The organism is Desulfosporosinus paludis (genome assembly GCF_045689965.1).
GTDB lineage: Bacteria > Bacillota > Desulfitobacteriia > Desulfitobacteriales > Desulfitobacteriaceae > Desulfosporosinus > Desulfosporosinus paludis.
This window is the reverse complement of sequence record NZ_CP144211.1, coordinates 92,811-105,061: the sequence shown is the minus strand read 5'-3', so window position 1 is coordinate 105,061 and position 12,251 is coordinate 92,811. Positions and strand designations below refer to the sequence as shown.

The window sequence follows — 12,251 nt, the reverse complement described above, 5'->3', positions numbered from 1 at the left end:
AGGCTTTGCTGTATTGTCTGTCGTGTTAGTCTTGACAACCGTTGGATGGTTTCGACATCGGCGATGGGCGTGGTTCCTGTTCTCGATCATTTTAGCAGTGAACCTCGTGTCTGATGTCGCACGTACGATTATAACAAGACAATGGGTTGATTTATTAGGAGCACTACTGGAGGGACTTATCCTCTTCTGGCTGATATCCCGGCCAATCAGAAATCAATATTTGCAGATGAATGAGAATAAGAGGAACAATTGATACGACCATTACCGTTGCCCAAGAATTCTCTCAAGTATAATTGTATTTTTGCTATAGTCCTGGTATTGAAATAGGTTGGAGACTTAAATGTGAAGCATGGGGTAATGGATTTGCAACAGAAGGGGCGAAGGCATGTTTAAAATATGGAATAGAAAGACTAGAATTCAATAAAGTATATAGCTTCACTTCGAAAATAAATGTTCAATCTGAAAATGTAATGAAAAAGATTGGTATGGTAAAAGTTATGGAATTTGAACATCCGAATATTATTGAGGGCTGTTCTCTGAGGGAGCATGTACTTTATTCTATTGATTCAAGTAGTTGACCATATTCTCTATCAAAGTCGTAGATGTTTGTCTGTTTCGCAATCTTCTTTTAAAGCGTCACATGACGAGCTACACAAACCCGCGAAAGCTAAATCATTGAAAACAGCAGTTTTGCTGTTTCTTTTTATTTAAATTTATGTCACAAATATTGACACAAAATTATGCAATAGAATGTTTTATGACACAAAAACATAAAACAACTTATATTAATTTTTCCAACAGGTTCAAATCTAATGTATAGTATCAAATTTATCGAATGAGCAATTATATCGGTAGAAATCGAGCTACCTTTTCGGTAATAATAAGGAATCTTTTGCAATAGAGCTAATCGTGAACAAGAAATATTATAATGTAAGCTATATATATTTAGTTCTAAAGCTCTGCTTATAAGCTTAAGTTCTATGCCTGAGTATTCCGTTTGAATAGGTCCATTTAACGTTGGCCTCAGGCCAGCAAATTGGTGAGAAAACAGCTGAAATTAAATAGGTAACACCAAAAGCAACGCCTGAAAGTTGGGCAATGGAAGATGTACTATGAACCCCCAAATGATGAATATAAAGCGGCAATACAGGGGCAATCTGACTCATTCCGATAGCTGCTACAAAAATTCCAAACCAGCAAACGAATAAGTTTCTTTTCCAAATTGGCATGAATATAACTCTCCTCATGTTCATACTGTCTGATCTCAATCATATTGAAGGATAACAATCTCTTTATCTTCTTTGTATTCTTTTATATTGGCTTCATCAATGTCCAGTTCCTTACATTGTTTAGCCTTTAACCCCGAAGCAGCAATGAATTTATCGACCTTTTCAAATAAAAAACCAAGCAGCCCGAACGCCTTTGTTCGGTAATGCATTGGGATCACAATTGTCGGATTCAGTTGCTTCATGACATGAACAGCACACAGTGCATCAATGGTGGCGCGTCCACCAACGGGAAGCAGGAGTATGTCTACAGTTCCTATTTCCTTAATCTGAGTATCTGATAGCACATGTCCCAGATCGCCGCAGTGGCATACATTGATTCCATCAATACTAAAGTTATATACCGTATTTTTTCCTCTCTTGCTTCCCAAGTCCTTATCATGAAAAGTTGCTACCCCTTTTATCGCAATACCATTTACCGAAAAAGCACCCAGTTCGTTGAAATGGGTAAAGCTGCATTTAACTGCATTAACATTATTATGATCGCTGTGATTGTGACTGGTAGATACGATATTCGCTTCAATTTCAGGTAACTTATAACCCAACATATTTTTGAACGGGTCAGTGAGTATTTTTGTGCCATTTTCCGAAGTTATTAGAAAACATGATTGGCCTAACCATTTGATTTTCAATTTACTGCACCCCTTTTTATAGTTCTCAATATATTTACCGTATGCAACGGCATTCGGTAGAACGGGAGGAGCACTTTCCCATCTTCTGCAAAACGTGATAGGATACCATTTTGCATATCCATAACCAACAGGGCGGACTGATTATGATGATTTTGCAATGTGTTTTACAACTCCTTTTCTTTATGCTAATATAAGTGGAGAATCCTCCACATAATATAACAGGAGAAATCTCCACTTGTCAACAGAGTTTTATTATAAATTTAGGATGTGATGATATTATGAGTCGTTCTGAAACAACCCAAATTCGATCTGAACGACGTGATGCTGCTGAGAATCGCCAGCGGATATTGAACGCAGCTATTAAGTTATTTGAGCAAAATGGTGTCGAACAAGTTAGTATGAATCAAATTGCCAGTGAAGCACAGGTCGGTCCAGGGACTCTTTATCGCCGGTACAGAAATAAAGGGGAATTATGTCTTGATTTACTTAAAGACAACGTTGATCAACTATTTAATGATATTGAAACCTACTTGGAGCAAAACCATTCTGCTCCTTCAAGCCAACGATTAAAAGGAGTTCTCAGCCTATTTATCCGTTTTAGAGAAAGAAAGGCACAATTGCTTATGGGAGTCGAGGACTCCTCGTCAATAAATCCACTCAGATCCAGAATGCAGAGTCCTCTGTTTAATGAATTGCATCAACTATTTGTGGAACTGATTGACGAGATGAGTATATCTGCGCAGACCCATTTCAACAGTACCTTTAGAGCGGATATACTGCTAATGGCTTTAAGCAGAGATTCCTATTCATTTCAAAGAGATGTACGTGGATATTCGCCAGAGATAATTTTGGAGCAACTTTGCGCATTATTTATTGGGATTAAATAAAGAACTCATTATGGTTCATCTTCACAAAATGTTTAAACCCTACAGCAAGAATATTGCATTACCTCATTCGGTGTTGGAGGTATTCGTATAACAGTCTTGTACCAACACAGGGGGAAATGATTATTTTAGAAACTGGAGACACTGCGTTGGTTATTTCCGAAGCGATACTTTCTGCCGATAAAAAGGATTCGGAATATTCCATGCAGAGAAAGTCAACATATGTGTTTAAGAAAAATTTAAACGGCGAATGGCTTTGTGCAATAGACAACTCATATGGTACAGATTTAATCAATAAGTAGAAAGTTACCGCCTCTTCAGCTTTGAAATCAATATTTCCGACTATAGTTACGCCCAACTGCCAAGGTGGCAATTGTTCTTTCTTGACATAGATTTCCTTGGGTTACAAACTACACGCTTTATAATGTAAAAATGGAAAAGATGTGAATAAAATTGTAAATACGAATTGTAGTAAAGCCCTTCTGCCATCTCAGTAGAAGTGCTTTTTTATCTTATTAGACAAGATTCCCCTTACTTCGTGGGAATCTTGTGAGATGATTAGGTTGTCTTTAGGGTTATTTTCCTTAACCTTATTTCAAGATGCATTATGTCTATAATGAGAACCCGGAAATAGTTGGAATACTTTAGGCTATAGCAATAATGGGAGGTTGAGCGAGGTAATCAAAATAAAACAGGAATAGGGAATAAGATGTCTGCTAGGGAATCTTTAACTAATTTAGTGATGAAGTTAGCCTGATATTTCAAATTTGAATGCATAGTGTGTATTGGCACTCATTAAGGAATCTGTTAGAGCCGAGCGCTTGTGTGATGGTGCGTTAATAGATTTCTTTAAAAGTGGTTCATATTGAAGTAGCTCGAAAGATTATACAACATCGAGTAAAGGAGGTTCGATAATGGATATAAATCAATTAAAAGCTCAATCATATGATGAACTGCGTGCTTTATATAGAACCTTCTTACATAGCCAGAACATTTCAAAATTAACAATCAATACTGCTTATGTGGACACCTTCTACCTTTGGAGGAAAGGAAGCAAAGACCTTTTCTGGAATTCAGTGACCTCTACTGATTTTGAGAATGCGGCAAAGAATGCATTAATAAAGGCTCTTTCTGAGAACTCGACCGGTAATGTTAAATCACTTGTTAATAGTTACTTGTCTCATCTAAGAAGGTTTCGTTTATTCTTAGATTCTGATGGAACTGCCGAGCCATCTGTGCCTACGCAGAAAAAGGCTAAGCATGTATATACTCGTAAGAAGAAAATGGGTGTTGATGTTCCTGATCCATCAATTGAGCAGGTTGAGTTTTATCTTGCAAAGTGGGATGGCCTTGAGAACTACCACCTTCAGGAGGATGCACTTAATAAACTGTTCTTTGAGCTATGCCCGAAGAATACAAACATTATCGATGTTCTTCTGAAGGCATCAACGCTTAACGACTTTTATAGTACGAACATTTTCTCAATCTATCCAGTAGCTAAGCACATATGCGCTCTGGGTATTGATGCGAGACTTAAAGCTGGTGATGTTACCCTAGTTGGTGATATCCAGCATATAACTATCAGTGATACAGAAAAGAACTTTTACTCTTTTGCCTCAAAATATTGTAGCCATCACAATCCACTCGATTATCCGATCTATGATAGTTATGTCGATGAGGTACTTCGCTATTTTAGAAATCGTGATAGCTTCTCTGATTTCCATGATGGCGATTTGAAGGACTATGTAAAATTCAAAGGCATACTGATTGATTTCCGTGCCTTCTATGACTTGGTCAAATATAACCTGAAGCAAATCGACCAGTATGTTTGGCTGCTTGGGAAGGATTACTTCCCGAAAAACTACGGAAAGAAAAAGATAGGAGACTAGTAGTTATGAAGATTCATTATTTCCAGAGATATCATGAGAAAGAAAATGTTGCTACAGCAAATACGATGCTGCTATTGTCTCGGCTTTATTCATACTCTTCAGATAAGTTCTTTCGCTTTTTGAAATCTGAGTTCTTTTCTGTCGCATTTGAACCAGAAATAGTTTTTAATTTACAGGAAAAAAGTGTGGAGAGTATTCCGGATGCTACTATCACGCAGGAGAGCTTTAAAATTGTTGTCGAGACTAAAATGTCTGACTGGTTTTATACAGATCAGCTGCTGCGTCATTTGAAGTCTTTCAGTGATGAAAAATATAAAGTGATGATTACTTTAGCACCGGAGTTGATGAATTCAGAAAAGAAAAAAGAATTCGAAGATCATTTGAAGGAATATAACGCCACACAAACATATCCGGTAATGCACGTTAATACTACCTTCGAAAGGATTGTCCATGCCATACAGGATGTTATTGATGACAAAGATTATGAAATGCAGGAGGTTCTGGATGATTACCTGAATTACTGCTATAACGACAAGCTAATCATTGTTTCAGATTCGTGGAAGCGTATGAGGGTACAACTTGCTGGTACAACATTTGATTTTAATGTAAATGAAAACCTCTACTACGATAACATTGATCGTGGCTTTAGCGCCCATGATTATCTAGGGTTATACAAAGAAAAAAGTGTAAGAGCCATAGGAAAAATCAATGCAATCATCACAGCAGTTACTACGGAAGCTGACATTGAGTATAAAGCTGAACTTGGAGAACTGACCGATGAAAGAAAGCAACAGATAGCCGGAGCTATAGAAGATGGAAAAAACTATGGCTATGTGTTAGATGCCACAAGATATTTTTTTGTAGACAAATTTTATGAAACTGACTTTAAGAAGATAACGCCAAGAGCACCTATGGGATCACGAGTATTTGATTTGACACAAATTATGGAGACAGAGAAGCTGCCTGAAACACAGGAGATTGCTGAGTTACTTAAAGTTAAGACATGGGGTTAATTGTTGGAGGGATTGAACATTTATGTAGGTTCTTTAGAAGAACGGCAAATTAGAAATAATGAGATAAAACTTGTGACTGCCGCATTGTATGAAGCAAAGGTCAAGGATGATGAAATTCTACGCGTTTTGATGAAGATGTGTGATATTGACCGAGAGGAAGCAATGACTGCCTTCCAAAATGAGAAGTTTATGCTGTCTCCTTGTCGAGAATTGTATCAATACTTAATTTTGGAAAAGGGCCTTGACGCCCATGATGCGGATGTGTTTGTTAATAACCGCGCGAGGGCTGCACTAGCAGGTAATCCGGAATTAAGCAAATTATCCTCAGCTAAAATGTTTGACGCTATTAATAAGTCTAAAAAATAGTGGAGGAAAGAATCTATGCCGGATGGTGATTTAACACACTCAGAACTTTCATTTTTTAAAGAATTAGAACAATACTCATTTGATAGTAAAATGAGTATGTGTCAGAGATTTGCATCAAGGATAATGAGTAGTTCAGAAGTCGACATGCTTCTTGCATTTAATCAGAATATCATGCCGTGGGAATTAGAAACTTTTGCAGCGTTTTCTGTAATTTATGATGTTGATAATGTTGGACTTGATATAGACATGGCTGCCTTTTCAAGAATTATAACAAAGATGCGAAATTACTGGCATCCTGAGTTAATGATAGCCGAAGCTAATGGTACATATGCAGATACTTTCATGATGATTTCTGCTCTGCAGCAGTTCCCGGTACAAGGGGTATTTTTGCAAAAGTTATTTCGATATAATTATATTTTTAACTTTTCTAATTCCAATATAAATATGAAAGAGGAATTTTGTAGGAAATTTATAGCTTCTTATATAGATTTTGAGGTGTTTGCTTTTATTGTATTTGTGTACTGTAGTAAAGATGCAAATATAAAAGGGCAGGAAGTGGGCCGACAAAGAATGCTTGAAAAAGCATTTAAAATAGATCAAGTTTTTAAAGCATTGTGCATAGAAAAAGAAACATATAAAAATGAGTTAGCTGCATTATATAAGAATAATGTGCTAGATTATTATTATGGACTGAAAATTCAATATGTTTATCCGTTAGTTTCGGGAGTGGATTTTACATATATCCCATCACCGTATTTGGTAATCAATGCGGTGACAGAGTCGTTATTGAACAGGCTTACATTTGGCAATAAAAAATTGAGAAATGTCTTTGGAAAAGAAGTGATTGAGAATTACTTATTTGATATTTATAAAGAGGTTCCGGGAGTCACCTGGATCAGCCCAGAGTTTACATATAATGTTGGTAGAGAAGAAAAGCTAACATCTGATGTATTGGTGGCTGAAGGCAATTATTGTACTTTTTATGATACAAAAGCACTGTCGCCAAGTTTGAAGGTACGACAGTTTGATCAAGAAGAAATTAATAAAGAAATTGAAATCTATGCAAAAAACATACTTCAAGTTTATCAGCAAATAATTCATTATTCAGAAGGCTGCTTTAATCTTGACAAATCATATGAAACAACGAATATTTTTGGAGTTGTTGCTGTACTTGAAGATGCGGTAGTTCCAAGAGAAAAGGTATATAGCAAAGCATTTGAAATGTGGGTCGAGAAAGTAGGTAGCATAACAGAAAGTGAAAGGGATTATATACATAGCCATGTAAAAGTTGTTTCATTGAACCAAATTGAGCGCATGGTATTACAGAATGCGAGTTTCTTGACATGTTTGTTGAAGCAAGTAGGGCATTCCGAACAATGGGACAATCTAACTTATGAAACACCGAATAAAGAACATGGATTGCTACCAATATATCAGAAATTTGTTTCGGAAATTAAGCACGAAGTTAATGAGCATTTATGCGATAAATAATTCCAGTAGTATTTGCCAAGAAAAAAGATACCATCATTAACGAGCATGGTTATGTCGTGAAAGAAGCTTCGATATGTTCCCTCATACTGGAAATCGTTTAAAAACGGTTGACCTGTTCCTAAGAACCCTACATCAATTATGGTAATTCGGGCCAGCCTGTATGTGGAAATATGAACATGTTAATTACAAGAAAATATAATTTTAATTACTTTCTATGAACATTTCTTGTATTTACAGATAAACTGCCCATTATGTTATAACTAGGGAAGAAACTAACTGCTGATAAGGCTAACAACTAGAAGTTCACAGATACCTCCATGGATAGAGAGGATTAGTAGCTTCATAGAGGCTTATTAAATGGGAGTTTAACGAACCAAATAACATTTAAAAGTGTCCAGATAAGTGGCACTGAAAATGGAGAAAATGATCTGTTATTTGTCTTATTGACAATATATCCAATGCTGAAGGAAATTTATGCTAATATAACGAAGACATATTAAGGTGAAACTTATTGTGCTTCCTTGGGAGACAATTAATAAATTTTCGTGATAGGATGCTATAGGAATTTAGCGTAAGCGAGAGAAAAACAGATTTTGCTTTTTAACGAATAACAACTATAGAAGGCTAAAAAATGATGGATTCAAAAACAGGTAAATCACCTGTCTGAAGGAAATTTGGACGAATACGGGAAATTCGGTTTTTATGAATTTGTCAAAATGTCTTTTATCGGACTCAAGGGGCAAATAAAGAAGGCTAACTAATAACTACTTAACGAACATTTAAGTAGGGAAATGAAGTTTTATGGGTTTGTGTTGTATTGCTGCCTGAAGGCTACTGTCTTAAAATATTCACAAAAGTCTGTAAAGTAAAATGGAAGGATAGGGGGTGTTTCTTTGTTACTGAAATCGAGTCGAACTTCTGTGATGCTGCAAATTGGAGTAATTTCTCTGTTTAGTGGGGTTATAAGTTTCGCCGATGCTTACTTTGACAAAAAATCTTCTTTGTTATCAGGTTTAGTGTTTGCGACTATTATTACTTTTTTCATATTTGTAATACTTACTGTTTTTATCCTCCCGTACGATATCACTGCAGATAATAATTATTTATTTATTAAACAGTATTTTAGGAGATATAAAATCCCCTGGAGTAACATTTTAATGGTTAAACTATATACAAGAGTGTTAAGAGGGGTGAAGGCCCCAATGATGACGCTTATGCTAAAAGATGACGAAACCGTCACGCAAGGTATTGGCATCCTGAATAAAAAAAATACGAATATCTTAATAGGTCTTTTTAAATCTCATGAAATTCCAATTGAAGCATTGAACAACACAAATGGAGCACCTACATCAGAGTGGCCATTAAAAGTTGGAATTTTGGATGTACTTAAAGATGATGGCAATAGTATAGAACAAATTTTAAAGTATTTAAAATATCTAAAAATAAATTGTAGTGAAGAAATTGTTAAAGCAGAAATCATTAGGCTTTTGAATGATGAGTTCATTAGAATCGAATACCCTTCTGTTTTAAACGCAAAAGAGTTCTACAGTGCAACTGGCGAAAAACTATCAGACTTTTGGTTTGAGTTAACCCCGAAGGGTAAGGCGGAATGGGCTAGATTATGAGTGGTATTCCCCAACGGTAGCTCTTTGCATAACGTTCTTTATAGGACACAAGGAGTTAAATGGAGTAAATTATTTCTAGCTGGCGAAAAAATTAGCATTATCGGCTTAGCAAGTGGAGGTGTACGTTTATGACAAATTTACAAGACACTGTCGATAAATTTTTAATTGAATTTCCAGAATATAATTCATATTACTTTGAACACCTCAATGATTATGGAGAAATTTTAGGACATCTTTTCTTCGGTGACTGTATTAACATAAAGCTGTTTAATTTACTAAAAGAAAATACTCAAGGTACATTGATAAGAAAGTATATAACCTTTATTGAAGAAATGTTTATATATGGAAATGATGCGATTCAAAACATAGTGTATGTAACAATATTAGAGTATTTAGGCGATGATGAAGAGGTTTTAAAGAATGCATATTCTTACTTCGGTAATGAGTTAATAACTGCATCGAAGCTAATTGAGAAACAGATTGGACGTAAATAGTCTGCAAGCTTTAGTTTGTGAAAGCAGGCCTGACGGACTTCCTATAATGCAAAGATTTACGAGTTCAATAAACAATAGCACTGGCAGGACGTTGGTGCTATTGTCATAAACTTCGTTATTGTACTCAGAAGGACATTTATTCAAATTAGACGAAGAGATAAAGTAAAAATCCGTAATACCTCTAGGTTTTGAGAATAGGGGTGGAAACATGGTAAAGGAAGATGATTGGAGACTTCAAGGCCAAGAAAATTACCTTCTAGGTATTAAGCTTCGATTTGAAAAGTATTCACCATATAGTAAAACGTGGGACCATGATCATTGTGAATTTTGCTGGAGTAAATTCATGCTTAGTGATGATACTGATGTACAAACAGAAGGATATACAACAGAAGACCATTATCGTTGGATATGTAAGAAGTGTTTTGAGGATTTCAAGGAAATGTACAAATGGCAACTTGATTAGATCATTGCCGACAGAAAAGAAACGTGACTACCGGAGTACTTTTAATAATTTGGCATCTGTAGCTTTTGGGGGTGGTCTTGCTTATGGACGTTACCGAAATTAATAGACTTATTGATGATATTAGATGGGATAAACCGGATGACTTGCGACAAGCTGCAATGCATCGTCTCGCTTCAATTGACGACAATCAAGTTTCAATGCTTATAACGCCAAGAGAGAAATCCTATTGGGAATCTGCAGCAATGGTATTGAATAACATTGGCTATCCACGCGTTCGGCAGGTTCTTCCTAAAATCTTGGCTTGGCTTCAGGATTTAAATTGGCCCGGAGCGAAAGAGGTTGCCGAATTTCTTTTAAATATTGGGCGCCCTGTTGTGCCGTATGTCCGTGAAGTCCTAAGGGGTAACGATGAGATATGGCAATATTGGGTTTTAGAGTGCTTAGTCAATCATTGGTCCATCGACTTGATTACTGAGATTAAAGATGAGCTGTTAATGGTGGCTCGAAAGTGGGATTTAGAGGGTATCAATGTTAAGGCAATTAAACTGCTTGCAATTCACAAGATAACAGACACTTTGGAATTGACTAGAATCTATGAGGATAAGAGATCAACATACCGAGATTTACTCAATGAACTTAATGACATTGAAAAATACTTACTTGAATTCAAGTAGTACTATGATAATAGCGGGTGCTATTGTCATAACCTTCATTGCCGGACACAAATAAGATTGTATCGCAAGTTACCTTAGTTAAAGACCCATTTACCGAACTTGCCAAAATCCATATTACTAATTAGGCTAATAATTGGAAGTCAAGGATACTTGCGATTATAGCAATACTAAGCTCTAAAGGACTTAAACTAATACCAGTCCCATGTTAGAGGTGCATCATGTCCGAAATCATCTATGGCCTATACGTGCAAATCATTAACGGAATCATCAACGAAAACCTAAATAAAGTGGATCAGCAACTTCACATAAAAGATACTCGGCCTCTAGATTCGGTTGAGTCTTCTAAGATTCTGGCAGAATACCTGACAAAAATTCTGCGCGAGATTTTCGATTATATTGAAGACGGGATCTCTGTTGTCAGGGACCGTGTTAATTTATGTAATGAGTATAAGCCAAAGGTGTTGCTTAGGCTTACGGCAACGTCTGAGAGAGCGGACGGCCGAAGTATCTACGCTTATTTCCAGGGCAGAGTTGCTGCCGAAATCCTTTTATGGGAAGCTATTGAACGGAAATTGCTCGGTCCCTTTCATTATTTTGGGTAATCGATAATGTTGACCTTAGTGGCGGCCATGCGGCCGCCTTTCTTTTTGCACCACCTAAACTTGCGGCGGGTCGTAGAAGTCGTTGGTCATGGTTCCAACAACCTTAATATTCCGCTTTCCGGTCAGCTCGCCGCTGGACGTAAGGAATACATTCTTCTCAATGATCGTGCACATAACGGCCTCGGCCTGAGCCTTATCCAGGTCTTCCTTCGGATCGGGTATAGTGATGGAAAACGTCTTACCGCCGGCAGTCGTAAAAATTAACTTTACCACCCTATTCGTCGTTACAGCCATAGTACCACCTCTTTTTCTACAAATTTTCAGGGTTACTCATCGAGCAGCTCAAAAGGAAGGGCAGGTAACATCATGAATGATTTGATCACAGAACGTACGCCGCTTTGAAATAAACACGATCAGACATCAGGCCGGGAAAATCCTTCTTACCAGCGCCATTGAGATCGGCCGGCGCCTGAAGGAGGCTAAGGACCTGCTTCCCTATGGAGAATGGGGCAGGTGGTTGAAGGAATCGGTCAGTTACTCTCAGCGAACGGCCGATAGGTTAATGCAGCTTTGCGAAGAGTACGGGAGGAAACTGCTTGCCTCCTCCGACAGCGACAGCCATCCAGATTCGTCACTGGTGACGAATCTGACATACACCCAGGCGCTCATCCTCCTTGGGATCCCGGAAGAGGAGCGGGAGGAGTTTATCGCGGAGCATGATGTTGAGAACATGGCGAAGACGCTGAAAGTATGGCCCCCCGTTATCAAAACAAATTTATCGATTAATACGACCCAATCCTAGAGGAGTTAAGTCCAGCGGCCACCTGACAGT

Annotated in this window: 14 protein-coding genes and 3 pseudogenes; 14 read left to right on the top strand and 3 right to left on the bottom strand. The window is 37.2% G+C overall.

The genetic code is table 11. The annotated features are described in order from the left end of the window. Nucleotides 1-13: 13 nt before the first annotated feature. A complete protein-coding gene (locus VZF35_RS00475) occupies nt 14-253 on the top strand; it encodes a hypothetical protein (RefSeq protein ID WP_407309974.1) in 240 nt (79 codons plus the stop codon). 40 nt (nt 254-293) lie between these two features. Continuing rightward, entirely contained in the window at nt 294-578 is a 285-nt protein-coding gene (locus tag VZF35_RS00470; protein WP_407309972.1) for a GNAT family N-acetyltransferase, read from the top strand. Between the two features lie 405 nt (nt 579-983). On the opposite strand, the pseudogene VZF35_RS00465 reads toward VZF35_RS00470, so the two are convergent. Both VZF35_RS00465 and VZF35_RS00460 read right to left on the bottom strand, forming a co-directional pair. Further along, nucleotides 984-1,229, bottom strand: a pseudogene (locus VZF35_RS00465) (MFS transporter); the annotation flags it as partial. 35 nt (nt 1,230-1,264) lie between these two features. Further along, a complete protein-coding gene (locus VZF35_RS00460; protein ID WP_407309970.1) occupies nt 1,265-1,918 on the bottom strand; it encodes an MBL fold metallo-hydrolase in 654 nt (217 codons plus the stop codon). Between the two features lie 278 nt (nt 1,919-2,196). Between VZF35_RS00460 and VZF35_RS00455 the strand changes: the two genes are divergently transcribed. From VZF35_RS00455 to VZF35_RS00405, 11 genes and pseudogenes are all read left to right on the top strand, one after another. Next, nucleotides 2,197-2,805: a TetR/AcrR family transcriptional regulator gene (locus VZF35_RS00455; protein WP_407309968.1), complete on the top strand. Its 609-nt coding sequence runs from the start codon at nt 2,197-2,199 to the stop codon at nt 2,803-2,805. 116 nt (nt 2,806-2,921) lie between these two features. Then, complete coding sequence (locus VZF35_RS00450) at nt 2,922-3,104, top strand: hypothetical protein (RefSeq protein WP_407309966.1); 183 nt, start codon at nt 2,922-2,924, stop codon at nt 3,102-3,104. Between the two features lie 612 nt (nt 3,105-3,716). Next, complete coding sequence (locus VZF35_RS00445; RefSeq protein ID WP_407309964.1) at nt 3,717-4,691, top strand: hypothetical protein; 975 nt, start codon at nt 3,717-3,719, stop codon at nt 4,689-4,691. A gap of 5 nt (nt 4,692-4,696) precedes the next feature. Then, nucleotides 4,697-5,704, top strand: coding sequence for a hypothetical protein (locus VZF35_RS00440; RefSeq protein WP_407309962.1), 1,008 nt, complete (start codon nt 4,697-4,699; stop codon nt 5,702-5,704). Between the two features lie 3 nt (nt 5,705-5,707). Next, a complete protein-coding gene (locus VZF35_RS00435) occupies nt 5,708-6,070 on the top strand; it encodes a hypothetical protein (RefSeq protein WP_407309960.1) in 363 nt (120 codons plus the stop codon). A gap of 15 nt (nt 6,071-6,085) precedes the next feature. After that, complete coding sequence (locus tag VZF35_RS00430) at nt 6,086-7,561, top strand: hypothetical protein (RefSeq protein ID WP_407309958.1); 1,476 nt, start codon at nt 6,086-6,088, stop codon at nt 7,559-7,561. A gap of 893 nt (nt 7,562-8,454) precedes the next feature. After that, on the top strand, nt 8,455-9,186 hold the full coding sequence (locus tag VZF35_RS00425; RefSeq protein ID WP_407309956.1) for a hypothetical protein: 732 nt from the start codon (nt 8,455-8,457) through the stop codon (nt 9,184-9,186). Nucleotides 9,187-9,314: 128 nt separating this feature from the next. Continuing rightward, on the top strand, nt 9,315-9,680 hold the full coding sequence (locus VZF35_RS00420; RefSeq protein WP_407309954.1) for a hypothetical protein: 366 nt from the start codon (nt 9,315-9,317) through the stop codon (nt 9,678-9,680). 208 nt (nt 9,681-9,888) lie between these two features. Continuing rightward, the gene (locus VZF35_RS00415; protein WP_407309952.1) at nt 9,889-10,143 is read left to right on the top strand and encodes a hypothetical protein; all 255 of its coding nucleotides are present in this window, start codon (nt 9,889-9,891) and stop codon (nt 10,141-10,143) included. Between the two features lie 83 nt (nt 10,144-10,226). Further along, nucleotides 10,227-10,817, top strand: coding sequence for a DUF5071 domain-containing protein (locus tag VZF35_RS00410; RefSeq protein ID WP_407309950.1), 591 nt, complete (start codon nt 10,227-10,229; stop codon nt 10,815-10,817). Nucleotides 10,818-11,035: 218 nt separating this feature from the next. Then, nucleotides 11,036-11,260: pseudogene (locus VZF35_RS00405) on the top strand (hypothetical protein); the annotation flags it as partial. 213 nt (nt 11,261-11,473) lie between these two features. Here the strand turns inward: VZF35_RS00405 and VZF35_RS00400 are convergent. Beyond that, nucleotides 11,474-11,713: a DUF2922 domain-containing protein gene (locus VZF35_RS00400; RefSeq protein ID WP_407309948.1), complete on the bottom strand. Its 240-nt coding sequence runs from the start codon at nt 11,711-11,713 to the stop codon at nt 11,474-11,476. 72 nt (nt 11,714-11,785) lie between these two features. On the opposite strand from VZF35_RS00400, the pseudogene VZF35_RS00395 reads away from it, so the two are divergent. Further along, a pseudogene (locus VZF35_RS00395) lies at nt 11,786-12,152 on the top strand (DUF3102 domain-containing protein); the annotation flags it as partial. Between the last annotated feature and the right edge of the window lie 99 nt (nt 12,153-12,251).

Bases quoted from the DNA above. Each gene is read 5' to 3' on its own strand.
- VZF35_RS00445 (WP_407309964.1), top strand. From the start codon at position 3,717: ATGGATATAAATCAATTAAAAGCTCAATCATATGATGAACTGCGTGCT.
- VZF35_RS00430 (WP_407309958.1), top strand. From the start codon at position 6,086: ATGCCGGATGGTGATTTAACACACTCAGAACTTTCATTTTTTAAAGAA.
- VZF35_RS00400 (WP_407309948.1), bottom strand. From the start codon at position 11,713: ATGGCTGTAACGACGAATAGGGTGGTAAAGTTAATTTTTACGACTGCC.
- VZF35_RS00450 (WP_407309966.1), top strand. From the start codon at position 2,922: ATGATTATTTTAGAAACTGGAGACACTGCGTTGGTTATTTCCGAAGCG.
- VZF35_RS00420 (WP_407309954.1), top strand. From the start codon at position 9,315: ATGACAAATTTACAAGACACTGTCGATAAATTTTTAATTGAATTTCCA.
- VZF35_RS00440 (WP_407309962.1), top strand. From the start codon at position 4,697: ATGAAGATTCATTATTTCCAGAGATATCATGAGAAAGAAAATGTTGCT.
- VZF35_RS00415 (WP_407309952.1), top strand. From the start codon at position 9,889: ATGGTAAAGGAAGATGATTGGAGACTTCAAGGCCAAGAAAATTACCTT.
- VZF35_RS00455 (WP_407309968.1), top strand. From the start codon at position 2,197: ATGAGTCGTTCTGAAACAACCCAAATTCGATCTGAACGACGTGATGCT.
- VZF35_RS00410 (WP_407309950.1), top strand. From the start codon at position 10,227: ATGGACGTTACCGAAATTAATAGACTTATTGATGATATTAGATGGGAT.